We start from the raw sequence: 22,662 nt of genomic DNA on the forward strand, positions 1-22,662 counted from the left end.
GCTTGAGTTCTTCGCAACTGGCTTCATCTTGAAAGACAACGGCCGACGCGCTAACCCATCGCCATCAGATTTCTCAAAATGCGGGATGGAACATCCATGGCTTCACAAAACCTTCTGCTTCTGCCGGGTGACGGCATTGGCCCGGAAATCATGCAGGAAGTGAAAAAGGTCATTGCCTGGTTCAATGAAAAGGGCGGCATGTCCTTTGAAACCGACGAAGGCCTGGTGGGTGGTTCCGCCTATGACGCGCATGGCCAGTCGATCTCCGAAGAAGACATGGCCAAGGCCATGGCTGCCGACGCGGTCATCTTCGGCGCCGTCGGTGGGCCCAAGTGGGACGACGTTCCCTACGAAGTTCGCCCGGAAGCCGGCCTTTTGCGTCTGCGCAAGGACATGCAGCTGTTCGCCAACCTGCGCCCGGCCATCTGCTACCCGGCGCTTGCCGATGCATCCTCGCTGAAGAAGGACGTGATCGAAGGTCTCGACATCCTGATCGTGCGCGAGCTGACCGGCGGTGTCTACTTCGGCGAACCGAAGGAAATCATCGACCTCGGCAACGGCCAGAAACGCGGTATCGACACGCAAGTTTACGACACCTACGAGATCGAGCGCATTTCCGGCGTCGCCTTTGAGCTTGCGCGCACGCGCGGCAACAAGGTCACGTCCATGGAAAAACGGAACGTGATGAAGTCCGGCGTACTGTGGAACGAAGTCGTTACCCAGACGCACAAGAACGGCTACGAGGATGTTCAGCTGGAGCACATGCTGGCTGACGCCGGCGGCATGCAGCTTGTGCGCTGGCCCAAGCAGTTCGACGTCATCGTGACGGACAACCTCTTCGGCGACATGCTGTCCGACGTTGCCGCCATGCTGACCGGTTCGCTCGGCATGCTCCCGTCCGCATCGCTCGGCGCACCGGATGGCGTTACCGGCAAGCGCAAGGCGCTTTATGAGCCCGTCCACGGCTCGGCTCCGGACATTGCCGGCACGGGCGCTGCCAACCCGATCGCCATGATTGCCAGCTTCGGCATGGCGCTGCGTTACTCCTTCGAGGAAGTTGCAGCCGCCGACAAACTGGACAAGGCCATCGCCAACGCTCTCGACAAGGGCCTGCGGACGAAAGATATCGCATCGCCTGGCCAGGCCACCGTTTCCACCGTGGAAATGGGCGACGCCATCATTGCCGAACTGGACGCCTTGAGCGCCTGATAGGCAATCGCCATTTGCAAGCAGAGCCGTCACCGGTTATCCCGGTGGCGGCTTTCCCTTTTCAAGATACCGCTGGTCCCATGATCGAAGACAAACTCGCCCCCTTTCTCGGCACCTGGATCCTCGACACGGAGGAAAGCGACTTCGAACAAGGCGAACCGCCACGCAGCGCCACGCTCAAGATTGACGAGAACTTCGGCGTCGCCGTCTTCACGATGAACCAGGTGGCCTCCGACGGTGAAGTCACCAACGACACTTTCGAGGCAATGCCGGACGGCCCGGAAGTGCGTCTTGGCAAAAGCGGCCTGGTCGATGCCATGCGTCTCGTGTTCCAGGGAGATCGCAACCTCATTTCGGAAGCCCGCCGCGGAGGGCTGACGATCATGAAAGCCGACCGGGAACTGTCTGACGACGGCAGAACGCTGACTGTTACGCAAACCGTCCACCTGGTCGACGTTGCAAGCTACACGAACGTATCCGTCTATCGGCGCGCGCAGTAGGAAACGGCCTGCCATGAAACAGATGATTGGAGCGATCGCCCTCATCGTGCCCGAGTATGACCAGGGTATCGACTTTTATGTCGGCAAGCTTGGCTTTGACCTGGTCGAAGACACCCACCTTGGCGGCGGCAAACGCTGGGTACTGGTTGCGCCCAAGGGCAGCTCCGAGACACGCCTCCTGCTGGCGCAAGCCGACGGTGACGATCAGCACGCCGCCATCGGCAACCAGACCGGCGGCCGTGTGTTCCTGTTCCTGCACACCGACAACTTCGATCGCGATCATCAGGCGATGCTCACGGCCGGCGTCACCTTTCTGGAGACACCGCGCCATGAGGCTTATGGCAAAGTAGCCGTCTTCCAGGACCCCTTCGGCAACAAGTGGGATCTGATCGAGCGTTTTGAGGGTTAAGCGTCCCGCGCAGCGAAGGTTTCGCATTCCCCGGCTGGCCCGCAGCCTCAGATAACCTGCAACGTGATCAACGCGACAGCGACATAGCGTGCTGTCTTTGCAATTGCGACCAGCAGGGTGAAGCTCCAGAAGGGTTCCTTGAGCACACCTGCCGCCAATGTCAGGGGATCGCCGATAATCGGCGCCCAGCTGAGCAGCAGGCTCCATCGTCCATAGCGGTGATACCAGCCCGTTGCCTTGGCGAGCTTGTCAGGCTTGACCGGAAACCAGGAAGCGGTCGACCAGGCGGTTGCTGCCCTGCCGAGACCCCAGTTGACCATTGATCCGAGCGTGTTGCCAAGGCTTGCCGCCGCAACCAGCAGAACGACGGGTTCCGTTCCAAGCGCAATCAGGCCGGAAAGGCCAAGTTCGGATTGGGCGGGCAGCAGGGTGGCAGCCAGAAAGGAGATGCCGAACAGGCCCATCAAGCTGGCACTCATCGGGAACTGCCGGTCTGGGCTTTCTGCATGGCTGAAATGGCTCTGTGCATGAAATCCAGGAACTGTGCCTTTTCCTGTTCCGAAAACCCCTCCAGCGCCTCTCCGTTCTGGGCAATCGCAGACGCGATGGCTTCCTTTTCCAAAACCTTGGCCTTGTCGGTCAGGAATATTTCCTGAACCCGGCCGTCTTCTTCACTCGCCCGACGGGTGATCAAGCCGTCCCGTTCCATCCGGGCCAGGGTGTTTGCCAGCGTTGCCTGTTCGATATCAAGCAACTGCACGAGTTCCTTTTGCGTGCGTCCTTCCTTTGCCCAAAGGGCGACCAGTGCCGGAAATTGGCCCGGCGAAAGGCCTAGCGGCCGGATACGGCGATGGAGACCGGCGGCAAACAGCCGTGCCATGTGGTTTGCCAGATACCCGGCGGAGGAATCTTTTTCGAAGGTCATCCCTTGCATATACGATAGATAGCACCCTATATAAATAAACATAGCTTGCTATATAATTAGGAGTTCGAAATGACATCACTCTGGACACGTCGTGCCATTCATCTGGCAGCACTTTCCTTCCTGACCGCCAACCTGGGAGTCTCCGCCATGGCGAGTGAAATCAACACCAACACCCCGGTAACGCTGATCAATTCCTTCGAAGTTCCCGAAGACCGTCTTGCCGACGCAGTTCGCAGCTGGGAACAGGCGCGCGACTTCCTGAAAGAGCAGCCTGGCTACATCACCACGCGCCTGCACCAGTCCCTGTCTCCGCAGGCGAAGTTCCAGCTGGTCAACATCGCGCTTTGGGAAAGTCCAGATGCGTATCAGGCCGCCATTCAGAAGCTCGGCAAAAGCGGCATCGTCGCGGAATTCAAGGGCATCAGCTTTCATGCCGCGCTCTACACCGTCATTCGGGAGGATGAGTGATGGCGGCCTTGCCCGTAACCGGAAACAGGCTGCTGCACTGGACGATTGCCGCTCTTACCATCAGCGCCCTGGCTACCGGCTATGCCCTGACGAACAACGAACCGTTTTCGCCAAACCTTCTGAAAACCCATCTGAGACTTGGCTTGTCTGCGGGCCTGCTCGCTCTTGTCCGCACAATCTTTTGGCTGGCAAAGGGGGGCCCTCAGCCGGTGTTCGCCGTTCATTCCGGGTTGCAGCAAGCTATCGGCAAGGGCGTCCACGCCGCCTTGCGCCTCATACCGCTGCTGCTCCTGGTCAGCGGTATCGGCATGATCGCCATATCCGGTAGCCTTGAAAAGATTGCGAATGGCACATTGCCGGGACTTGCGGCTTTCGCCGGATTGCCACCGGCAGGCCTGCACCATGCCGCGGCGCTTTTGCTTGCAGCACTCATCGGACTGCACGGTCTTGCCGCCCTGTGGCACTGGCAAAGACGAAGTTTCACGGCATAAGAATGGCAATGCAGAAAAGGAAAGGCCCGGCTGCATAAAGCGGCCGGACCTTCGCTCAGGTCTTGGGAGGACCTTTGTCTGAAGTGCCTTAGTTCAGGCGGCTTGCCGGGCCGAGGTCGATCAGTCGGGTTTCACCCGGTGCATCGTCGACACCATCATTGTCGGTGACCAGGATCAGACGACCATCGGCCGTGATCGTCAGGCCTTCCGGCTTGTCGAGAACCCAGCCCTTGCCTTCAGCCAGAGCCGGCAGGATATCCATGGCGTAACGCTTCTGGACCACCGGGAGCTCAGATCCGTAGGCAGCCGGGGTCACCCCCTCCAGGGAGGTCGTGGTGATCTGCTTGATGGCTGCGTCTTCACCACCCTTGTTGTCGCGCTCCAGAATGGCGAACTTGCCGTCGCCCATGGAGACGATTTCCGACAGGCCGACCCAGCCGCCGGCTGCGCTCTTCGGCTTGTCGAGCGGATAGTGAACGAAGCCCCAGGACTTGTCGGCCGGATTGTAGATAGCCAGCTTCACCATGCCCTTCGGGTCGTCTTTCCATTCACGCTGAACGGCGACGGCCACCAGCGTCTTGCCGTCCATTTCGAACTCGGCAACGCCTTCAAAGGAGAAACGTGCGGACTGGGCGTTCAGCTCTTCCGGAAGCGTGATTTCTTCCTGAACCTGACCGTCGGTACCGACTTTCAGCAGCAGGTGCTGCAGTTCCTTGTCCGGATTGCCTTCGGAAGCCAGCCAGAAGCCGCCATCCTTGGAAACAGAGATGCCTTCCAGGTCCAGTTTTGCCTGATTGCCACCTTGAACGGTTGCATAGGCAACGATTTTTGCCGGCTTGGAAGAGATGTCCAGCGTGTAGATGCGGGCGTCGTCATAGAAGCTGTCGCTAACGGCGTAGAGCTTGTTGCCGTCTTCCGGGTCTGCAGCCAGTGCGGACAGTGCGCCCCAGCCGATCGGCGCGCCTTTTTCCGGGTCGGTTTCGGACACGACCATCGGGTAGGACGGAGCGTCCGCACCAAACTTGTAGAGGGAGACCTGCGCGCGAACGTTGTCTTCCGCACTGTCGACCTCGTTGGCAACCACAAACAGGTCACGGCTCGGGATCGCAAGTGAGCCTTCCGGACCGACGTGTGTCGGCAGGAACTGGACGAATTCCGGCTCGGCGCCGGTGTCCTTGTAGACAGCAACGAAGTTGCCGCGTTCGGAATTGACGAAGATCAGCTTTTCACCGCCGAATTCACCAACCGTCACACCTTCCGGCTCGGTGCCCTTCTTGGACGCGCGCTTGGCCGGATAGTGGCCGTTGGCCATGCCAAGGTGTTCCATCTGGTTGCCGCTGTCGAACAGGACCTCGCCCTTGGTGTTCCAGATGGTGAAACCGCGCGAACCGCCTTCGTAGTCGCCTTCGTTGGCGGTCACGAAACGCTCGTCGTCGATCCAGGCAACCGCATCCGGCTCACGCTTGACGTTTTCGGTTGAACCGGAGGCATCGCTCATGCGCGCCTTGGACACCGGAATGTTTTCAGCCGAAGCCGTACCGGCGGAAAAATGGCTGACAACTTCACCGGAGGCCAGATCGACCACGGCGATATGGTTGTTTTCCTGCAGCGTGACGACAACCTGGTTCTGGGAGTTGATCGAAACGAACTCCGGCTCCGGATCGGTCGGTGCGACTTCTGCAAGACCCGTCAGGTCGACAATGCGGACCGCGTCACAGTTGGTCGGCGTGCCGGTTTCGTCCAGATCGAAGATCGCGAGATGGCCGGCCGGCATCTGCGGGATCACGCCGTCGTTCAGATCTTCGTCGCGCTCGTTCTCGATGGCGATCGCAACGAACTTGCCGTCCGGAGAGATGGCAACGCTGTCCGGCTGACCCTTGGCATCGCACTTCGCGGTGATACCAAGACCGTCGAGAGCGATCACGGCCAGATGGCCGGACGCATTGACGTAGTCTTCGGACGTGTTGACGCCGGCATAGGCGAATGTTTCGCCGACGGCGACCGAAGTCGGCTCACCACCAAGCGCGGTGCGGCCCATCGGCTGCAGGTTCAGCGGGTTGGCCGCATTGACGAAAACAATGGCTTCGCCCGGGCTGTCGGTGAAGACGAGCGTGCGGCCGTCCTTCGTGGCGTAGATGATTTCGGCAACGGTTTCGGTGGCCTGATCCACGCCTTCCGGCAGGGTCTTGTAGACCGGGAATGTGTTGATACGCTCGAAATACTCTGCCTGTGCTGCCGACACGGCGCCAAGGCCGAACAGGACTGAAAGGCTGACACCTTTTAAAAAGCGCCCACGAAGGTCCGCCATTGCACTCGCTCCCACAAAATATCGGGTTGATGGTGCGCGCAAGCTAGTGGCCCTGATTACAATATCGGTGACAGTTGCATGAAGCTTTCATGACAACACCCAGCAAGCCTTGAATTTGCATTTCGAGCACTTACATCATATCAAGGCCGGGCGGTGATCTCCGCCACCTCCATCTTCCAGACTTTCCCGCATTTGTGCCTCCGGCGCATTTTTCATCGGATTTTCCAATGCAGATCGGTTTTGTCCGCTCCGCCATTGTGCTGGGGCTTCTCGCTGCTGTCGGTCCATTTGCCATCGACCTCTATCTGCCCGCCATGCCGGAAATCGTGCAGGCATTGCAGACGGACGACGCTGCGGTTCATATGACCTTCACGGTCTATTTCATCGCTTTCGGGTTAGCCCAGTTGATCTACGGTCCGCTGGCAGACCGGTTTGGACGCAAGCTGCCCGCCTTCCTGGGCCTGATCGTCTTCCTCATCGGATCGGTCATGTGCGCGACTGCGGTCGACGTTTCAGCCCTGACATTCGGCCGTTTCGTGCAGGCGCTTGGTGCCGGCGCGCCGATGGTCATCGTGCGGGCCGTGGTCCGCGACCTCCACACCGGACCAAAGGCGACCAGGCTGATGGCTCTGGTGATGCTGGTCTTCAGCGTTTCGCCGATGCTGGCACCGCTCGCCGGCAGCCTGATCATCCAGTTCGGCAGTTGGCGCCTGATCTTTGTGGCCCTGGGCGTGATTTCCCTTCTCGCCATGCTGCAAATGGCCTTCCTGCTGCCCGAAACGCTACCGGCCGAGCGCCGGGGCAAGATCGACCCGACGGCAATGCTGCGCAGCGCCATCTACCTGATGCGTGACAGCAGGTTCATGGGTCTGACGCTGATCGGTGGCTTCTCGCTGGCGAGTTTCTTCGTCTTCATCGCCGCAGCGCCGCTGGTCTACATGACCCAGTACCAGTTGACGCCGACAGCCTTCAGCCTTGTTTTCGCGCTGAACGCGATCGGCTTCTTTGCGTCTTCCCAGTTTGCCGCCTCGCTTGGTGAGCGCTTCGGCATGGGCAGAGTTGCATTGAGGGCCGTCAGCGGATTTGCGGCAGCCAACGTTCTGCTGGTCATTCTTGTGTGGAGCGGCATCGACGACCTGCCGGTTCTGATGGCGCTCTTCTTCATCGGCAACACCTGCCTCGGACAGGTCATTGCTCCGGTGATGGTCATGGCGCTGGAAGAACATGGCGAACATGCCGGCATGGCATCCTCCCTCGGGGGCACCTTCCAGATGGTTGCCGGTGGCGTGATGATCCTCGTCTGCAGCCCGTTCTTCGACCGGACAGCTTTGCCATTGGTTGGCGCGGTTGCCGCCTGTGCGCTCATCGCCCTGGTCATCGCACTGCTGACCCTGCGCACGTCGCGTGAGGGCCAGGCAGTCGCCTGACGCGACAACCTTGAAACCAGTCCGCCGGAGAAGCGTTACACGTGCTCTTCGGCGGACTGCCCGATCTGATCGAGTTTCTTCTGCAGGGACAGACGGTCGAGCGAAGACATCGGCAGGCTCACGAAAACCGAGATCCGGTTGCTGAGCATCCGGAAGGCATCGTTGAATGCGACCGCCCGTTCGCTGTCGCTTCCTGCAACCGCTGCGGGGTCTGGCAGCCCCCAATGAGCGGACATCGGCTGCCCGGGCCAGACAGGGCAGGTTTCCTTGGCCGCATTGTCGCAAACGGTAAAGACGAAATCCATGACCGGGGCATCCGGCACAGCGAACTCGGCCCAGTCCTTCGAGCGCAGCCCATCCGTCTTGAAATTGAGCTTGCTGAGCAAGGCAAGTGCTTCCGGACGCACGGCGCCAGCCGGTTGTGACCCGGCAGAAAACGCCCTGAAGCGGCCCTGCCCGTCCCGGTTCAGGATCGCCTCCGCCATGATCGACCGGGCGGAATTGCCAGTGCACAGGAAAAGCACGTTGTAGACATCGCCGGACATTTGATCCCCCTTGACCTCAACAGGTCTCTCCGCAGGCAATCGTCTCGATGACCTGCGCACAAAGTTCCGGATGACCACCACAGCAATCGGCCATCAGAAACGTCAGCAACTCACGTATGCCGTCAAGGTCCGCGAAGTACCGGATCGACCGCCCCTCGCGTTCATTGCGGACCAGCCCGGACTGAAGCAGAACAGCAAGGTTCGCCGACATGGTGTTCTGCCGAACGTCCAGCGCCTCACCGATCTCGCCTGCAGTCATTCCTGCCTCACCAGCCCGGATTAGCAGCCGGAAGACTTCCAGTCTGGTTTTCTGGCTGAGCGCCCCAAAAGCGCTCAGCGCATCTTTTATATCCATAATTCATGATATTTCGATTCATCAGCAACAGGCAAGTCTTTTTTCCCGATCGGGCGCAACATCTCGGACACGGCCCGGTCTGGTTCGTAACCGTCATTTTCAGCAAGTCGCTTGCAACCGGCCTTCAGAGCTGCTGACCTGCCTGGGAAACCGCGCGGGGCAGATGATGAAAACACTGAAAAATCCTTTCCTCGGCAAAGGCCTTCCCGAGCAATGCGGGCTTGCGGATGGATCCGTGTCGCAGGACGTCGCCGGAGCAGAGAACCTTTTTCGGAAATGCCCGCGTGCGGATGAAACCCCGCTGCTTATGGCGAACGACCTCGCGGCCGATCTTGCTATCGAGAACCTTGCCCTCAAGGACGAACGGCAGCGCATGGGCCTTGGCAGCTTCAAGGCACTTGGCGCTGCCTATGCGATCGCCAAACTGGCTGACCAGCGCGTCCGGGACGGGCTTGCCCCCTTTCATTCCTCCGCACTCAACGGCATGACCTTTGTCTGTGCGAGTGCCGGGAACCACGGCATGTCCCTTGCCGCAGGCGCTCCGCTGTTTGGTGCCAAGGCTGTCGTCTTCGTTGCCGATACTGTTCCAAGCGCCTTTGAGGCCCGCCTCAAGGCCCGGGGCGCTGATGTTGTCCGGGCCGGAGCCACCTATGAAGACAGCATGACGGAAGCCCAGAGGCGCGCCGAGGCCGAAGGCTGGACCTTGCTGCCGGACAGCACCTGGCCTGGCATGACCGCCGCCGGACACGACGTCATGGAGGGCTATCTTGTGATGGCCGCGGAAATTGCCCGGCAGATCAAGACACCGCCCACGCATGTCTTCCTGCAGGCGGGTGTCGGCGGACTTGCCGCCGCCTGTGCCGTCGGCGCGCGCCTGACCTGGGGCCGCGATGTCACCATCGTCGTGGTGGAGCCAGAATACGCACCCGCCCTTATGGCCAGCATCGAAGCCGGAAAGCCCGTCACGGCGCCCGGTCCGGTGTCGAACATGGGCCGGTTAGACTGTAAGGAACCCTCGCATCTGGCGCTGAAGTACCTGGCCAGGGAAGCCGATTTCTTCGTGACCGTTTCCGACAGCGAAGCGGCTGAAACGGTCGACTGGCTGGGCAACAACGGCATTGCGACGACGCCATCCGGTGCGGGCGGTATCACAGCCGTTCGACACGCAGGTGGCGGGGCATCGACCCTCGGCCTCGGACCGGAAGCCCGGGTGCTCTGCTATCTTTCCGAAGGACCGGAAGATGTCTGAACAGGATTTTCCTGAAGACGAATTTGCCGCGCGCACGCAAGCAGCCCAAAAATCCATGCTTTCCCAGGGCATCGACGCGCTGTTTTTCACGACCGAAGCCGAAATGCGCTATTTCACCGGGTTCCGGACCCTGTTCTGGCAGAGCCCCACGCGACCCTGGTTCCTCGTGGTGCCGGTAAACGGCAAGCCGATTGCGGTCATTCCGCAGATCGGCGCGCACCTGATGGCAAGTACCTGGATTGACGATATCCGGGTGTTTTCCGCCCCGCACCCCGTCGATGACGGCATCGCCCTGCTCGCGGACACCCTCAAGGGCTTCACGAAAATCGCCATGCCGATGGGGCGGGAAAGCGTGCTTCGCATGCCTCTTCGCGACTTTCAGCGCCTTCGAGATCTCACAAACGACGCTGAATATCTGGATGGAACCGGCCTGATCCAGAGCCTCAGGATGGTGAAATCTGAACGTGAAATTGCTCTCCTGCGCGAGATTTGCGGTATCGGCTCGGAAGCATTTGCCAAGGCACCGGCGCTTTTTCACTCCGGCCAACCGCTCAACGAGGTTTTCCGGTCCTTCCGGATCGAACTTCTGAAGCAAGGTGCGGACGATGTGCCTTATCTGGTCGGCGGAGCCGGACAGGACGGCTACGGCGATGTCATTTCTCCCCCCTCGGCCCGCCCCCTACAGGAAGGGGACGTCCTGATGCTTGATACGGGCGCAACCAAAAGCGGATATTTCTGCGATTTTGACCGCAATTTTGCGATCGGCCGGGCCAGTGATGCCGTCAGATCCGCCCATGAAACACTTGTCCGGGCCGTTGAGGCAGCTGCCGAAATTGCCCGCCCGGGCCGCACCTGTGCCGATCTATTCCAGGCCATGGCCAAGGTGCTGGACCAGGGCGAAGGTGACGTCGGCCGGCTCGGCCACGGGCTTGGCATGCAACTTACCGAAGCGCCCAGCCTGACCGGCTTCGACGAGACCCCACTTCGAGAAAACATGGTGCTGACACTGGAGCCGAGCCTCTCGCTCGGCCCAGGCAGGATGATGGTTCACGAGGAAAACATTGTCATTCGAGACGGATCACCCGAATTCCTGACCGTGCCGGCAGGGCCGGACATTCCTGTTATCACCCGCTAGAACACCTGGAACCGCGGCATGAAACTTTCCTTCGACTGCGACAAGGGCTCGGCAACAAAAGCGGCTTTCGGCCTGATCTTGCTGTCGGTTGACGAAACTATCGAGAGCGAGTTCCGGCCTCTCTTTGATCAGGAAGGCGTCTCGCTGCTTCACGCCAGAATCGAGAGCGCTTCCGAAGTCACCTCCGAAAAACTCATGCAGATGAAAGCCCGGCTGACGGACACCGCAGCCCTATTGCCGGGAACGCGACCACTCGACGTCATTGCCTATGCCTGCACGTCCGGCGCAACGGTGATCGGATCGGATCAGGTCGCCGGTGCGATCCAGGCAACTCATCCTGGCGCACGCGTGACCGACCCCGCCCGCGCGTTCTTTGCAGCCCTTGCACACCTTGGTGTCTCGCGGATCGCCATCGTCTCGCCCTATGTGGAGGAAGTCTCCGACGCACTCTGCCGTCTCCTGGAAGAAAACGGCATAACGCCCTTGAGTGTCGGTTCTTTCGGGCAAGCGGAAGAAGCCGTGGTCGCAAGGATCAGCCTGCGGTCCGTGGAAGAGGCAATCTGCGAGGTTGGCAAGGATCCGGAGATAGAAGCCGTCTTTGCCTCCTGCACCAACTTGCGCACGCTCCCTGTCATTGAAGCCTGCGAGAAACGTCTTTCCAAACCCGTCATCAGCTCCAACCTGGCGCTCGCATGGCACATGATGCATCTGGCGGTCCTGCGGACGGCGGACCGTGGACCGGGACGGCTTTTTGCCACCTGAGCCGCAAAAAACGGAAAGATCCACGCCAGAACACAAGGCTGCCGAAGGTCTTCTTTCGGTGAAATTGCCGAGGCTGCTGCTATTCGACTGTTCCCGAACGGCATCAATTCGTTCACTTAGCTGGCAACACCTGCCTATTCCTTGTTGACTCGCGGGGATTTCCGGGCAAAAACACCGCCGTCTCAAGTTTTGACGATTGCGAGCCCCGATGACCCGGCTGAAAGCCGACATTCTGGATATGATGTCCCAGGCCCTTGCCAGCGCTACCTTCATGCGCGGCGAGCCCCGGACGGCTGCCGCAACCGCTCTTAAACGCACTACCAAGACCACCAAGACCACCGCTTGACGGTGCCGCTCATCCCGCCTCCCCGGGGATGGGAGGCGCCGGGAGCCGGCCACGCCCATCCAGAACCGGGCGGCTGGCGAAGCGGGGAGACGGACAAGGACTAGTCAAAGATGGGTTTCAAGATCGCAATTGCAGGCGCTACCGGCAATGTCGGACGCGAGATGCTGGACATTCTCGCTGAGCGCGGCTTTCCGGCAGACGAAGTCGTCGCCCTCGCTTCCCGCCGTTCCCAGGGCACCGAAGTCTCCTTCGGCGACAAGACGCTGAAGGTTCAGGCCATGGAGAACTACGATTTCTCCGACACCGACATCTGCCTGATGTCCGCCGGTGGCACCGTTTCCAAGGAATGGTCGCCGAAGATCGCTGCCAAGGGCTGCATTGTCATCGATAACTCTTCCGCATGGCGCTACGACGCGGATGTGCCGCTGATCGTGCCGGAAGTGAATGCCGATGCCGTTGCCGGCTTCACGAAAAAGAACATCATTGCCAATCCGAACTGCTCCACCGCCCAGCTGGTCGTGGCGCTGAAGCCGCTGCATGATCACGCAAAGATCAAGCGCGTCGTCGTTTCCACCTACCAGTCGGTTTCCGGCGGCGGCAAGGAAGCGATGGAAGAGCTGTTCAACCAGACCCGTGCGGTTTTCGTGAACGATCCGATCGAGCCGAGCAAGTTCACCAAGCGCATCGCCTTCAACGTGATCCCGCACATCGACAGCTTCATGGAAGATGGCTACACCAAGGAAGAATGGAAGGTGTTGGCGGAAACCAAGAAGATGCTCGATCCGGCCATCAAGGTGACCTGCACCGCCGTTCGCGTACCTGTGTTCATCGGCCATTCGGAAAGCGTCAACATCGAGTTCGAAAACGAGATCACCGCTGAAGAAGCCCGCAACATCCTGCGCGAAGCTCCGGGATGCCTCGTCATCGACAAGCAGGAAGACGGCGGCTACATCACGCCATACGAAAGTGCCGGCGAAGATGCGACCTACATCTCCCGCATCCGCGAGGACGCAACCGTTGAAAACGGCCTCAACATCTGGGTCGTTTCCGACAACCTGCGCAAGGGTGCGGCGCTCAACGCCGTCCAGATCGCCGAGGTTCTCGTCAACCGCGGCCTGATCACGCCGAAGAAGGCAGCAGCCTGATCGACAGTTCAAACGGGCGCCTCTGGCGCCCGTTTTCTTGTGGCCTGCCGGCTGCCATCCGGTCGACGGCACTGCGAAGGTCCTGAAGCGGGAACCGCGTTCCCGACACGTACCAAGCAGCCCCCCGAGCCATCGATCCAGGCCCCGGATTTCCTCTTTCCGGGGAAGCTCGACGCGCTATGTCGAGCGTTGAAGCGACAACACTCAGCTCAGCGCCACAAACCCGAACATTGCCGGCGACCGACAGGTTTTGATGTTGACAGGCCGCAAAAACAGCATCACCTCTGTCATCCCCTATTCCCGGCGTTCGCAAAGGCCGCCAACGAGTTTTCTCCCATGCCCTCTCAATTTGACGGGTCGTTCACCGACTTCCTTGAAAGCACTCCCGGCGGACGCTTTACCGACTGGCTGACAGCTTGCGCCGAGCCCTATTGGAGCGATGCGACCAGCCATCCCTTCACCGTTGCGATCGGCGATGACACCATGCCGGAGGAAGCCTATGCGCGTTATCTGATCGAGGATTACACCTTCGTCACGGATCTCGCTTCCACTCTGGGATATCTCGTCGCCAAAGCCCCCGGAATGCCCGCCAAGTCGCGGCTCTCCGGTTTCCTGGCTCTGCTGACCTCGGAGGAAAACGACTACTTCCTGCGCTCGTTCGAGGCGCTCGGCGTGGAACCGCGGGTTTATCAGACCGCAGCACAGGGCCCTGTGACCCGCGCCTTCTCGCAGCTCCTGCTGAAATCGTCCGGACAAGGCAGTTACGCCGAAGGCCTTGCATGCCTTCTCTGCGCGGAATGGTGTTATCTCACCTGGGGCCAGCGCGAAGCGGGAAAACCGCGCCCGGACGCGTTTTATCTCGCCGAATGGATTGACCTGCACGCCGTGCCTGGCTTCGAGGCCTTCGTGACCTGGATCCGGGCGGAAATGGACCGGATCGGCCCCAATCTGCCGGAACCCGAGCAGGCCCGCGTTGCGGGCCTTTTCCGCCAGATGAGCAAACTGGAAGTCGCCTTCTTCGAAGCCGCCTGGACCGGCAAAGTGCCCGGTCCGGAGGACGATCTGTTACGGACCTGACCCGATGTTTCTCTATGAAGCCGCAGCCCTCGGCGCGGCTGCCCTGTGGGCGCTGACAGGCCTGCTGTCCACCGGCCCCGCTCAGCATCTCGGCGCGATTGCCTTCAACTGTACCCGCATGGTGCTTGTGGCATTGATGCTGTGCGCCTGGGTGTTCCTGACCACGGGGTGGAGCTCCATCGGCGACGCCCAGATGCTGCCTCTAGTCCTGTCCGGTTTCGTCGGCATCTTTCTTGGCGACACCGCGCTTTTCCTGACGTTGAACCGCATGGGTCCACGCCGGACTGCAATGCTGTTCTCTCTGAATGCCCCCATGTCGGCGATCCTCGGCTGGCTGCTCTTGAACGAAGACCTCAGCCCCACGCAGATGGTCGGTATCGGCCTTACCTTTCTGGGGGTCCTGCTGGCCATCCGTTTCGGCAAGCGCAAGTCCCAACTCCACAAATGGGAAAACATCAAGGGTCCGGTGTGGATTGGCGTGCTTCTCGGCCTTGCCGCAGCACTGTCCCAGTCGGTCGGCTCCCTCATTGCCCGTCCGATCATGGAAACCGGCGCTGACCCGGTCGCAGCTTCCAGCATACGCGTCGGCGTTGCTGCTGTGGGCCTGCTGCTCCTGACACGCCTTCCGGTCAGCTGGGTCAAGCCGGCAGGAAACTTTACGCTTCCGGTCGTCGGCCTGATCGCCATTTCCGGCTTGCTCGGCATGGGTCTCGGCATGACGCTGATCCTGTTCGCGCTGTCCGGCGGAGAAGTCGGTATCATCGCAACCCTGTCGGCAACGACACCCGTCCTCATGCTACCGATGATGTGGTGGCGAACCGGGGAAGCACCGGCACTAGGCGCCTGGGTAGGCGCGGCAGGTGTTGTGGCAGGCAGTGCGCTGCTCTTTGCCAGCTAGGCAAAAGGAAGTTGGCAGATCGGAACAATGGATCTACAAGTGTGAGAGGAATATGGGAGCCGGATTCGAACCGGTACTTTGCAGCGGGCTGCAAGCGGGTAGTTCCGACCTCACCCGGCTCCCTAACGCCAGTATCGATAGTTTAAAAAACACCCGAAACGAATTTCGAGGACCGACCGCCCCTCGAGTAAGCAACCGGCAAAAACATAGCTGACACCAAACAAGACGTTCCAGCTTAAACAGCCATACCGCCCCGACGCAGCCAGGAAGATCTTATGCCCCTACGGCATATCTCCTATTCCCCATCTGGGGAATACATCGGTACTTTTTTCGAAAAATTTACTTAAACTCGCTCGTCAGCCTCGCCTGAATTACTACTACTGGGTGTATTTTCGCAACGAACACCTCGATGACAAGAACAATTGTCCGCATCGATTTACAGCCAAGCAGCGCCATTCAGCCGCCAAATACCGAACGGTAATGAACGCAGATCAAAGCAAACTGGCGGCCTGTTCGTCGGGCCGCAAATCATCCGACATTGCATTTATGCCATCTGCGGGGCATCCATCTTGCGCTACGTCCATGTCCGGCATGTCGCTTAGACTTTGGCGCAGGATCGGCGCCAGGTGGTCGACAAAGCGGCGCACCTTCGCCGTCACCAGTCGGTTTGAAGGATAGACGGCAATGATCTTCTTTGTCTTCCAGAGAACCATTCTGGCCTTTGCCGCGCTCGCCGCCTTTTTCAGGATCCGTATCCGCGGATGAGAGCAAGGCTGCACGTGGAGCCGACCTTGCCCGGATCATGGCTTGCGCCAGGGGAAAACGCCCCTGCCCCCTATTTCACGATAAAGTTTCCAGGATAGGGCACACCAATGCCGTTGGCCTGACGGCCAACGGCGCCTGGAAGCCGAATTCGGGCTATCCTCCAATCGACTGCCCGTTACCGTGCCTGCCGACGCCACCTTTCGGCATAAGGCAGGGCAAAAAGGTAAAGTCCCGATACCAGCAAGAAGATCAATGGCACCAACGCAAGTAAACCGACCCAGAGTGCCGGCTCGGATTGCCCCATGGCAGCCAGATTGACAACCACGGCCAGCGTAAAGGCTATGGACAGCCAGCGGTGCAGCTGACGGATGATCTTGTTCCAATTCATGGTTTGCTCCTGGTGATCACGACGCAAGATCCCGTCTGCCGGAAAGATCCGTCAGCAAAGGGTTCTTGAGAGTTGGAGGTGTGCGCTCAGGCCGCCGCGCGGCGGACTGTCAGACTTTGGCTGATTTCCTGCGCGATTTCCTGGCGGCCGAGGCAGCGGCATTCTGCTCGGCGGCTGCACAAACGAGGGCTTTCAGCGCCGCTTCATCGATGTCTGCATCCTCGAACAGGTCGATTGCCCGGCGCACGTTGCCGTCCAGGCTGGAATTGAAGAGACCAGCCGGATCATCAAGTGACGCGCCTTTTGCGAACGTCAGCTTCACGGCTTTCTTGTAAGTCTCGCCGGTACAGATGATGCCGTCCTTTTCCCAGACGGGAACACCGCGCCATTTCCAGGCTTCCTCGACTTCGGGAACCGCTTCGTGAATGAGGGCGCGCATCCGCGCCAGTGTGCGTCCACGCCAGCCGTCAAGGTCTGCGATCCTGGCGTCGATCTGCTGAGCGGGGGACACTTGATTGTCCATGGTCGTCTTCCTTGCGGTTATCAGGCGTCTTCGCCGGCATCGTCCAGCCGCGCAACAACGCTTTCCAGCGCTTCCATGAAGCGGGGCCAGGCGGCGCTTGCACCGCGATAGTAGGGCAGTTGTTCCTGCGTGAAGCCGATTTGCTCCATACGCAGAAGGGTGCCGTTATCCGTCGGGGTCAATGTCCAGGTCACGGTGCTTCGAAGATCCTTGGTGTTCCAGCTGTAGGCCAGCGCTTTATGCGGCTCGATCGACTGGACTTCGCAATCGACCATTCCCCAGTCGGCACTCAGGTCGAAGCGGTGACCGACAACCGGTTTGAAGGCATTTTTCATGAGCCATTCCTCGATCAGGTGGGGCTGGGTCAACGCGCGCCAGATCTTTTCCGCGGGAAAGGGAATTTCCCGTTCCACGACAACAGCAAGGGTATCTTCGTCCGAGAAACTCATTGGTCCATTCTTCTCAAAAGGTCTTCCAGATCGTCGAACCGGCGTTCCCAGAACACGTTCATGCGCTGAGTCCAGTCGACAAGCGGTGCGAGCGCTCCGGGCCTGGCGCTATAGTGCGACTGCCTCCCCTCCTGGCGGTCCGTGACAAGCCCGGCCTCCTTCAGGACGCCAAGATGTTTGGAAACTGCGGGCTGGGAGACACCGGCCTGATCGGTCAACACCCGCACTGTCAGCTCGCCTTCGCGGCAAAGCCGCTCGAACAACGCCCGCCGAGTCGGGTCGGCCAGCGTCCGAAACAGAAGGTCAGGTGTTAGCTCACTCAAATTCATAACTCCACGGTTATTGATTGAATTGATAACCTTGGAGTTATGAACGAGTCAAGGCACAATTCAGACCTGCACCGCTTCCCGCTTGCGCGCAAGTGACGGCAGGCAGACGGTGCGGCCATCGGCGAGCTGTTCGATCCGCACATCGACACCATAGACTTTGCAAAGAGCAGCGCTTGTCAGCACTTCCCTTGGGGGGCCATCCGTCTTGATGCGACCATCGTGAAGCAAAGCCACCCTGGTTCCGATTGCAAAGGCGTGATCAGGGTCGTGGGTCGACAGGACAACGGTCAGGCCGTCCGCCGCAAGACCTGCAACTTCGGAAAGCACCAGCGCCTGATTCCCGAAATCGAGACTGGATGTCGGCTCATCCATCACGAGGACACGTGTTTCCTGCGCAAGTGCCCTGGCGATCAGCACCAGTTGCCTCTGTCCACCGGAAAGCTGCGTATAGTCTGCACCGGCGAGTTCCCCGATACCGAGCCTTTCCAGCGCCGCCAACGCGACGTCCCTGTCACGCGGGCCGGGCTGCTGAAAGGCACGCAGTTTTGCGGTTCGGCCCATCAGCACGACTTCCAGAACCGGAAAGGCAAAAGGCGCGGCGTGTGCCTGTGGAACGTAGGCGATCCGCGTCGCGATATCTGCACGGGACAGCGACTTCAGCGGCCGTCCTTCCACCAGCACCGTGCCGCCACGCGCCGGCAACAGCCCCAGAAGTGTCTTGAAAAGAGTGGTCTTGCCGGACCCGTTGGGCCCAAGCAGGCAATAGACGTCGCCAGAGGAAGCGGTCAGGTTCAACTCGCTCCCGACATCGTGGCCCGGATAGCCGATGGACAGGTTTTCAGCCCTGAGCTTCACGCCCATGCCCGCCTCCCCCTGGCAAGCAGCCACAGGAAAAATGGCGCACCGACAACGGCGGTCAGAATACCGAGCGGGACTTCGGTTCCCGAGAGCGTGCGTGCCAGCGTGTCGACTGCAAGAAGGTATCCCGCACCAAGCAAGGCTGCTGCCGGCAACAGGCGCCCGAAACCAGGGCCAACGATCATCCGGGCGATATGCGGTATCACCAGCCCCACCCAGCCAACGACACCGGCAATGGCGACGACGCTTGCGGTGATTAAGGTCGCGCAGAAAATGACGACAAGCCGCAGCCGACCGGCCTCCACACCAAGCGCCTTCGCTTCTTCATCCCCCAGAGACAGGACGTTGATCCGCCAACGCAACAGGAACAGCGGGACAAGGCCGAACAGAACTGCAGGTACCGCCGGCAGGATATCGCCGGCCTTAACGCCTGCCAGACTGCCCAGCAGCCAGAAAGTGATCGCCGGAAGCTGGTCATAAGGATCTGCCAGCACTTTGAGCAAGGATGTCGCCGCCCCCGCCAGAGCGCCGACGACGACGCCTGCAAGCACAAGGACAAGCGTGCTGTCTCCTCCGCGCACCGTCGCGGCAACAAAACCGACGAGAACAACAGCGGCAAGACCGCCGGCAAAACCCATCAGCTGGATTGCTGCGACAGGAAGCGACAGGAAGATGCCGAGCACGGCCCCGAGCCCCGCGCCGGCAGAAACACCGAGAATATCCGGTGACACCAGCGGATTACGGAAAAGGGTCTGGTAACATGCACCGGCGGCGGCAAGCGAAGCCCCGACCAGCAGCGCGGCAACCACCCTTGGCAGACGGATCGACAGCAGCACCGTGTCCTGCGTTCCCGAAGGCTGTGCGCCGGACACGACGCGCGCCAGCACACCGACGGCCTCGGACGGCGTAAGCGGAAACGGACCGATCAGAAGAGCCGCGAAACTGCCAAGAACAAGCGCGAGGCCGAGCCATAAGAACAAGCCGGAACGCGCGAAAGAAGTAGATTTGCCGGTCAGGGAGCCCGCCCCTTTGCCCATTCCAGCAGAGTGTCGAGCTCTGCTTCACTCAGGTCCACATGATACCACAACTTATAGAAGTCGGCGGTTTCCTGACGCAGCTCCCCATCCCAGAGTTCGGGATAGAATAGGCCTGCAAGCCATTTCAAACCCATCATCCGATTGACGGACGGTGGCCTGTCGATCCAGCCGAAAGGGGCCGTTGGCGACAGGAAAACCCGGCCGTCACGCACCGCGGCAATGCCTTGCCACAGGGGATCCTGCCAGACAGCTTCATAGAAGCTACGATCCCACGTCACGATTGTGTCCGGGTTGGCAACGATAATCTGCTCGGGACTTGCCTGCACCAGTCCGTATTGCCCAGGCACATCGGCAACGTTGCGTCCACCGGCCTTTTCGATGATTTCGGTGTTGATCGACCCTTTCAGGCCTGTTTCAAGTCCATCCGCCCCACGGGCGAGGTAGACACGCGGCCTGTCCGCCTCGGGCACGGCACCAAGCGCCGAAGTCAGTGCGGTGAAGGTTGCCTCGACATCTGCGGCCAGAAGATCTCCACGCTCCGGAACGCCAAGCGCCTCGCCCACAAGACGCAACGCGCCGGCGGTTTCATCGAACCGGCCGTTGACCAGAAGATAGGGAATCCCTGTCTGTTCCTGCACACGGTCGGCAAGATCGATATAGGTATCGCGGACGGACCCGAAATCGATGATCAGATCGGGTTTCAGGGCAAGAACCTGCTCCAGGTTTGCCTCCCCGCCGCGTCCGGTCAGCCGGCCGGTCTCGGGCAGGTCCCGAAAGGCTTCGGCGATGAATGGCTTCTCGTAGTCCCGCAGCGCTCTCGGCCAGCCGAGCAGCGCTTCCGGTTTGAGCGCATAGACGAGAATGGACGCCGGAGGCCCGGCAGCAAACACCCGGGTCACCGTCTCCGGGATCTCGACCGTACGACCCGCGGAATCGGTAACGCTTCGCGCCAGGACGGACGTCCCCGAAATGCAAAGCAGGAAAAGGCAAATAGCGGCCAGGCGCGTCATGTTTCCTCCAGCATTCTTGTAACTGACCGAGGGTTTCTGCTCATTTCAGTTCAGCTTCAGGAAAGCGACAAGACAGAAACTCCATCGGTACAGAGATGGATCATGCGGAGAAAATACACAAAAACAACATAAACTGCAGCTCTTTCACGGAACTATGAAACGCTCACTAAACTGTGATTATCACTGCTATTTTTACGCGAATTTTCTTTCATTCTTAATTTACGCAAATCGACAAAGATGATCCCAATTATGACCTTGGGGGAAATGATGAAGAAGTTCTTGTCCCGATTAAGCGTGACTTCAACGCTCGCAATTATTTCTGCCAGCGTGCTTGGAATATCGATGATTGTTGTGGGCTTTATCCTGTATCAGGTCGCCCTTGGCCAGGCTGAGGACCGTGCCCTCGTCAAACAGGATATCAACCTTCGCGTGGCAGCGACGCTGCTTCAGGACCGCATCGACGGTGCAAAGGTCAGCTGGGACGCAAACAACAACGTCAAGCGGATCGAACTGGCCGAAATGCCGGTGTTCGAAAACCATGACATGATCGACGCCGTCGGGCGCATGACAGGTGAAACCGCGACTGTTTTTGCCTGGGATCCGGAAACCAAGGATTTCTGGCGCAAGACCACCAACATCATCAAAGGTGACGGCAAGCGTGCCGTCGGAACCCAGCTCGGCCAGAACGGCGCGGTTTATCCTGTCGTTACCCAGGGCAAGACCTTTCACGGGCAGGCCACCATTCTCGGCAAGGACTACTTCACGGTTTACCAGCCGATCTTCTCATCTAAGGGCGATATTCTCGGCATCCTTTATGCCGGCGTGGAAAAGGCCGCAGTCGAAGCCAACGCATGGGAACTGACCAGCCGCTACGCGATGCTGGTGCTGCCGGTCGTCGCCGTTTCGGTGGTGCTCCTGATCCTCGCAATTCGCCGCCAGCTGCGTCCGATTACACGCCTTGCGGAAATCACGGACCAGATTGCGCAGGACAATCTCGCTGACGAAGTCCCCTTCAAGGAACGCTCCGACCAGATCGGCACGCTTGCCCAGGCCGTCAGCACCCTGCGTGACAGGGCTGTCGAGCGGATCGAACTGACCGAACACCAGCGCACGTCCGAAGCTGCGGCGATCGACCGCCAGAACCGTGTTCAGGGTCTGATCGAAACCTTCCGGACCAATGTCTCCAACGTGCTCAACTCGGTCAACGAAACCGTTCATGGCCTGGAAGGCACCGCGGGACACCTCTCCGACCTGTCCGGCCAGAGCGCCTCAAGCGCGACGGAAACCCTGAACTCTGCCGATGAAGCAACATCGAGCGTTCAGACCGTGGCCAGTGCCGCGGAAGAACTCTCCGCGTCCATCAGCGAAATTTCCCGCCAGGTGGCCCAGACGACGGAAGTTGTTGGCCGGGCAACCGAAGGCACCCGCATGACCAACGAAAAGGTGGAAGGCCTTGCAGCCTCCGCCTCCAAGATCGGCGAAGTGGTAACGCTCATCCAGGCGATTGCCGAGCAGACCAACCTGCTGGCCCTCAACGCCACCATCGAAGCGGCACGCGCCGGGGAAGCCGGCAAGGGCTTCGCGGTCGTCGCAGCGGAAGTGAAGGAACTGGCCACCCAGACCTCCAAGGCGACCGAGGAGATCAGCGCCCAGATCACCGCCATTCAGGATGCGACCAAGGACTCGGTCGGTGCGATCGCGGAAATCACCAAGATCATGGAAGAGGTGAATTCCTACACCAGCACCATCGCGGCGGCCGTGAGCCAGCAGGGCTCGGCAACCGGCGAGATTTCGCAGAACGCCCAGAATGCCGCCGAAGGCACCACCTTCGTGTCGTCCTGCATGTCCGACCTTTCCAGTGCGGTCAATCAGACGTCGCAGGCTTCCCAATCGGTTCTGGACGCATCGGAAATGCTGTCTTCGCGCACGGAGGAGCTGAAACAGGAAGTGGAAACATTCCTGAACGGTGTGGCCGCCGCCTGAGGCAAACAACCAACGACAATTTATCTTGTCAGGAAGGCGCGGACATCGTCCGCGCCTTTTTCGTTTTCGGC

At 60.0% G+C, this 22,662-nt stretch carries 27 protein-coding genes; 14 read left to right on the top strand and 13 right to left on the bottom strand.

The window, feature by feature from the left end; translation table 11 throughout:
• Positions 1-96 precede the first annotated feature (96 nt).
• The 3 genes from leuB (at position 97) to ACVDG9_RS23255 (ending at position 2,118) form a co-directional block, all read left to right on the top strand.
• On the top strand, positions 97-1,209 hold the full coding sequence (gene leuB / locus ACVDG9_RS23245) for a 3-isopropylmalate dehydrogenase (protein ID WP_023002892.1): 1,113 nt from the start codon (positions 97-99) through the stop codon (positions 1,207-1,209).
• Between the two features lie 80 nt (positions 1,210-1,289).
• Positions 1,290-1,709 carry a hypothetical protein gene (locus ACVDG9_RS23250; protein ID WP_023002891.1) on the top strand — a complete coding sequence of 140 codons (420 nt, stop codon included), beginning with the start codon at positions 1,290-1,292 and terminating at the stop codon, positions 1,707-1,709.
• Between the two features lie 13 nt (positions 1,710-1,722).
• Entirely contained in the window at positions 1,723-2,118 is a 396-nt protein-coding gene (locus ACVDG9_RS23255; RefSeq protein ID WP_447239099.1) for a VOC family protein, read from the top strand.
• A 47-nt stretch (positions 2,119-2,165) separates the two neighbouring features.
• Here ACVDG9_RS23255 and ACVDG9_RS23260 read toward each other — a convergent pair whose 3' ends face one another.
• Together ACVDG9_RS23260 and ACVDG9_RS23265 are read right to left on the bottom strand one after the other, a co-directional pair.
• Entirely contained in the window at positions 2,166-2,597 is a 432-nt protein-coding gene (locus ACVDG9_RS23260; protein WP_447239100.1) for a YqaA family protein, read from the bottom strand.
• Positions 2,594-3,052, bottom strand: coding sequence for a MarR family winged helix-turn-helix transcriptional regulator (locus ACVDG9_RS23265; protein ID WP_081713203.1), 459 nt, complete (start codon positions 3,050-3,052; stop codon positions 2,594-2,596). Before ACVDG9_RS23265 ends, ACVDG9_RS23260 begins: the two co-directional genes overlap by 4 nt.
• Positions 3,053-3,112: 60 nt before the next feature.
• On the opposite strand from ACVDG9_RS23265, the gene ACVDG9_RS23270 reads away from it, so the two are divergent.
• Positions 3,113-3,511, top strand: coding sequence for an antibiotic biosynthesis monooxygenase family protein (locus ACVDG9_RS23270; RefSeq protein ID WP_082809654.1), 399 nt, complete (start codon positions 3,113-3,115; stop codon positions 3,509-3,511).
• Positions 3,511-4,002: a cytochrome b/b6 domain-containing protein gene (locus ACVDG9_RS23275; RefSeq protein WP_447239101.1), complete on the top strand. Its 492-nt coding sequence runs from the start codon at positions 3,511-3,513 to the stop codon at positions 4,000-4,002. The genes ACVDG9_RS23270 and ACVDG9_RS23275 overlap by 1 nt, the downstream gene beginning before the upstream one ends.
• Positions 4,003-4,090: 88 nt before the next feature.
• On the opposite strand, the gene ACVDG9_RS23280 is transcribed toward ACVDG9_RS23275, so the two are convergent.
• On the bottom strand, positions 4,091-6,310 hold the full coding sequence (locus ACVDG9_RS23280; protein ID WP_447239102.1) for an esterase-like activity of phytase family protein: 2,220 nt from the start codon (positions 6,308-6,310) through the stop codon (positions 4,091-4,093).
• Positions 6,311-6,537: 227 nt separating this feature from the next.
• Here ACVDG9_RS23280 and ACVDG9_RS23285 point away from each other — a divergent pair, with 227 nt between their 5' ends.
• A complete protein-coding gene (locus ACVDG9_RS23285; protein ID WP_055659725.1) occupies positions 6,538-7,737 on the top strand; it encodes a multidrug effflux MFS transporter in 1,200 nt (399 codons plus the stop codon).
• Between the two features lie 35 nt (positions 7,738-7,772).
• Here ACVDG9_RS23285 and ACVDG9_RS23290 read toward each other — a convergent pair whose 3' ends face one another.
• Together ACVDG9_RS23290 and ACVDG9_RS23295 are read right to left on the bottom strand one after the other, a co-directional pair.
• Positions 7,773-8,282, bottom strand: coding sequence for an arsenate reductase ArsC (locus tag ACVDG9_RS23290; protein WP_228932467.1), 510 nt, complete (start codon positions 8,280-8,282; stop codon positions 7,773-7,775).
• Positions 8,283-8,298: 16 nt separating this feature from the next.
• Positions 8,299-8,637 (bottom strand): ArsR/SmtB family transcription factor, encoded by a 339-nt coding sequence (locus ACVDG9_RS23295; RefSeq protein WP_228932466.1) that lies wholly within the window; start codon positions 8,635-8,637, stop codon positions 8,299-8,301.
• A 166-nt stretch (positions 8,638-8,803) separates the two neighbouring features.
• Between ACVDG9_RS23295 and ACVDG9_RS23300 the strand changes: the two genes are divergently transcribed.
• From ACVDG9_RS23300 to ACVDG9_RS23330, 7 genes are all read left to right on the top strand, one after another.
• Positions 8,804-9,886, top strand: a complete 1,083-nt coding sequence (locus ACVDG9_RS23300) for a pyridoxal-phosphate dependent enzyme (protein ID WP_447239103.1) — start codon at positions 8,804-8,806, stop codon at positions 9,884-9,886.
• Positions 9,879-11,021 carry a M24 family metallopeptidase gene (locus ACVDG9_RS23305; RefSeq protein WP_447239104.1) on the top strand — a complete coding sequence of 381 codons (1,143 nt, stop codon included), beginning with the start codon at positions 9,879-9,881 and terminating at the stop codon, positions 11,019-11,021. Before ACVDG9_RS23300 ends, ACVDG9_RS23305 begins: the two co-directional genes overlap by 8 nt.
• A gap of 18 nt (positions 11,022-11,039) precedes the next feature.
• The gene (locus ACVDG9_RS23310; protein ID WP_447239105.1) at positions 11,040-11,783 is read left to right on the top strand and encodes a maleate cis-trans isomerase family protein; all 744 of its coding nucleotides are present in this window, start codon (positions 11,040-11,042) and stop codon (positions 11,781-11,783) included.
• A gap of 208 nt (positions 11,784-11,991) precedes the next feature.
• Positions 11,992-12,129 carry a hypothetical protein gene (locus tag ACVDG9_RS23315; RefSeq protein WP_006937785.1) on the top strand — a complete coding sequence of 46 codons (138 nt, stop codon included), beginning with the start codon at positions 11,992-11,994 and terminating at the stop codon, positions 12,127-12,129.
• Between the two features lie 110 nt (positions 12,130-12,239).
• On the top strand, positions 12,240-13,274 hold the full coding sequence (locus ACVDG9_RS23320; protein ID WP_023002877.1) for an aspartate-semialdehyde dehydrogenase: 1,035 nt from the start codon (positions 12,240-12,242) through the stop codon (positions 13,272-13,274).
• 336 nt (positions 13,275-13,610) lie between these two features.
• Positions 13,611-14,351, top strand: a complete 741-nt coding sequence (locus ACVDG9_RS23325) for a TenA family protein (protein ID WP_447239106.1) — start codon at positions 13,611-13,613, stop codon at positions 14,349-14,351.
• A gap of 4 nt (positions 14,352-14,355) precedes the next feature.
• Positions 14,356-15,249 (top strand): DMT family transporter, encoded by an 894-nt coding sequence (locus ACVDG9_RS23330; RefSeq protein WP_023002874.1) that lies wholly within the window; start codon positions 14,356-14,358, stop codon positions 15,247-15,249.
• A 491-nt stretch (positions 15,250-15,740) separates the two neighbouring features.
• On the opposite strand, the gene ACVDG9_RS23335 is transcribed toward ACVDG9_RS23330, so the two are convergent.
• From ACVDG9_RS23335 to ACVDG9_RS23370, 8 genes are all read right to left on the bottom strand, one after another.
• Positions 15,741-15,962 carry a hypothetical protein gene (locus tag ACVDG9_RS23335; RefSeq protein WP_228870994.1) on the bottom strand — a complete coding sequence of 74 codons (222 nt, stop codon included), beginning with the start codon at positions 15,960-15,962 and terminating at the stop codon, positions 15,741-15,743.
• Between the two features lie 227 nt (positions 15,963-16,189).
• Positions 16,190-16,402, bottom strand: a complete 213-nt coding sequence (locus ACVDG9_RS23340; RefSeq protein WP_055659743.1) for a hypothetical protein — start codon at positions 16,400-16,402, stop codon at positions 16,190-16,192.
• A 109-nt stretch (positions 16,403-16,511) separates the two neighbouring features.
• Entirely contained in the window at positions 16,512-16,925 is a 414-nt protein-coding gene (locus tag ACVDG9_RS23345; RefSeq protein WP_447239107.1) for a DUF1801 domain-containing protein, read from the bottom strand.
• Positions 16,926-16,945: 20 nt separating this feature from the next.
• Positions 16,946-17,374 carry an SRPBCC family protein gene (locus ACVDG9_RS23350; protein WP_447239108.1) on the bottom strand — a complete coding sequence of 143 codons (429 nt, stop codon included), beginning with the start codon at positions 17,372-17,374 and terminating at the stop codon, positions 16,946-16,948.
• Positions 17,371-17,697 carry an ArsR/SmtB family transcription factor gene (locus tag ACVDG9_RS23355; protein WP_447239109.1) on the bottom strand — a complete coding sequence of 109 codons (327 nt, stop codon included), beginning with the start codon at positions 17,695-17,697 and terminating at the stop codon, positions 17,371-17,373. The genes ACVDG9_RS23350 and ACVDG9_RS23355 overlap by 4 nt, the downstream gene beginning before the upstream one ends.
• A gap of 66 nt (positions 17,698-17,763) precedes the next feature.
• Complete coding sequence (locus ACVDG9_RS23360; protein WP_447239360.1) at positions 17,764-18,558, bottom strand: ABC transporter ATP-binding protein; 795 nt, start codon at positions 18,556-18,558, stop codon at positions 17,764-17,766.
• Positions 18,555-19,598 carry a FecCD family ABC transporter permease gene (locus ACVDG9_RS23365; RefSeq protein WP_447239110.1) on the bottom strand — a complete coding sequence of 348 codons (1,044 nt, stop codon included), beginning with the start codon at positions 19,596-19,598 and terminating at the stop codon, positions 18,555-18,557. The genes ACVDG9_RS23360 and ACVDG9_RS23365 overlap by 4 nt, the downstream gene beginning before the upstream one ends.
• Positions 19,574-20,608 (bottom strand): iron ABC transporter substrate-binding protein, encoded by a 1,035-nt coding sequence (locus ACVDG9_RS23370; protein WP_447239111.1) that lies wholly within the window; start codon positions 20,606-20,608, stop codon positions 19,574-19,576. The genes ACVDG9_RS23365 and ACVDG9_RS23370 overlap by 25 nt, the downstream gene beginning before the upstream one ends.
• Positions 20,609-20,950: 342 nt before the next feature.
• On the opposite strand from ACVDG9_RS23370, the gene ACVDG9_RS23375 reads away from it, so the two are divergent.
• Positions 20,951-22,591 (top strand): methyl-accepting chemotaxis protein, encoded by a 1,641-nt coding sequence (locus tag ACVDG9_RS23375; protein WP_208993439.1) that lies wholly within the window; start codon positions 20,951-20,953, stop codon positions 22,589-22,591.
• The last annotated feature ends 71 nt before the right edge of the window (positions 22,592-22,662 follow it).

The organism is Roseibium sp. RP-7 (assembly GCF_053005225.1).

Bases quoted from the DNA above. Each gene is read 5' to 3' on its own strand.
- ACVDG9_RS23375 (WP_208993439.1), top strand. From the start codon at position 20,951: ATGATTGTTGTGGGCTTTATCCTGTATCAGGTCGCCCTTGGCCAGGCT.
- ACVDG9_RS23310 (WP_447239105.1), top strand. From the start codon at position 11,040: ATGAAACTTTCCTTCGACTGCGACAAGGGCTCGGCAACAAAAGCGGCT.
- ACVDG9_RS23330 (WP_023002874.1), top strand. From the start codon at position 14,356: ATGTTTCTCTATGAAGCCGCAGCCCTCGGCGCGGCTGCCCTGTGGGCG.
- ACVDG9_RS23295 (WP_228932466.1), bottom strand. From the start codon at position 8,637: ATGGATATAAAAGATGCGCTGAGCGCTTTTGGGGCGCTCAGCCAGAAA.
- ACVDG9_RS23300 (WP_447239103.1), top strand. From the start codon at position 8,804: ATGAAAACACTGAAAAATCCTTTCCTCGGCAAAGGCCTTCCCGAGCAA.
- ACVDG9_RS23250 (WP_023002891.1), top strand. From the start codon at position 1,290: ATGATCGAAGACAAACTCGCCCCCTTTCTCGGCACCTGGATCCTCGAC.
- ACVDG9_RS23350 (WP_447239108.1), bottom strand. From the start codon at position 17,374: ATGAGTTTCTCGGACGAAGATACCCTTGCTGTTGTCGTGGAACGGGAA.
- ACVDG9_RS23365 (WP_447239110.1), bottom strand. From the start codon at position 19,598: ATGGGCAAAGGGGCGGGCTCCCTGACCGGCAAATCTACTTCTTTCGCG.
- ACVDG9_RS23285 (WP_055659725.1), top strand. From the start codon at position 6,538: ATGCAGATCGGTTTTGTCCGCTCCGCCATTGTGCTGGGGCTTCTCGCT.
- ACVDG9_RS23280 (WP_447239102.1), bottom strand. From the start codon at position 6,310: ATGGCGGACCTTCGTGGGCGCTTTTTAAAAGGTGTCAGCCTTTCAGTC.
- ACVDG9_RS23325 (WP_447239106.1), top strand. From the start codon at position 13,611: ATGCCCTCTCAATTTGACGGGTCGTTCACCGACTTCCTTGAAAGCACT.
- ACVDG9_RS23320 (WP_023002877.1), top strand. From the start codon at position 12,240: ATGGGTTTCAAGATCGCAATTGCAGGCGCTACCGGCAATGTCGGACGC.
- ACVDG9_RS23345 (WP_447239107.1), bottom strand. From the start codon at position 16,925: ATGGACAATCAAGTGTCCCCCGCTCAGCAGATCGACGCCAGGATCGCA.
- ACVDG9_RS23370 (WP_447239111.1), bottom strand. From the start codon at position 20,608: ATGACGCGCCTGGCCGCTATTTGCCTTTTCCTGCTTTGCATTTCGGGG.
- ACVDG9_RS23265 (WP_081713203.1), bottom strand. From the start codon at position 3,052: ATGCAAGGGATGACCTTCGAAAAAGATTCCTCCGCCGGGTATCTGGCA.
- ACVDG9_RS23275 (WP_447239101.1), top strand. From the start codon at position 3,511: ATGGCGGCCTTGCCCGTAACCGGAAACAGGCTGCTGCACTGGACGATT.
- ACVDG9_RS23340 (WP_055659743.1), bottom strand. From the start codon at position 16,402: ATGAATTGGAACAAGATCATCCGTCAGCTGCACCGCTGGCTGTCCATA.
- ACVDG9_RS23270 (WP_082809654.1), top strand. From the start codon at position 3,113: ATGACATCACTCTGGACACGTCGTGCCATTCATCTGGCAGCACTTTCC.
- ACVDG9_RS23260 (WP_447239100.1), bottom strand. From the start codon at position 2,597: ATGAGTGCCAGCTTGATGGGCCTGTTCGGCATCTCCTTTCTGGCTGCC.
- ACVDG9_RS23335 (WP_228870994.1), bottom strand. From the start codon at position 15,962: ATGGTTCTCTGGAAGACAAAGAAGATCATTGCCGTCTATCCTTCAAAC.
- leuB (WP_023002892.1), top strand. From the start codon at position 97: ATGGCTTCACAAAACCTTCTGCTTCTGCCGGGTGACGGCATTGGCCCG.
- ACVDG9_RS23315 (WP_006937785.1), top strand. From the start codon at position 11,992: ATGACCCGGCTGAAAGCCGACATTCTGGATATGATGTCCCAGGCCCTT.
- ACVDG9_RS23255 (WP_447239099.1), top strand. From the start codon at position 1,723: ATGAAACAGATGATTGGAGCGATCGCCCTCATCGTGCCCGAGTATGAC.
- ACVDG9_RS23290 (WP_228932467.1), bottom strand. From the start codon at position 8,282: ATGTCCGGCGATGTCTACAACGTGCTTTTCCTGTGCACTGGCAATTCC.
- ACVDG9_RS23305 (WP_447239104.1), top strand. From the start codon at position 9,879: ATGTCTGAACAGGATTTTCCTGAAGACGAATTTGCCGCGCGCACGCAA.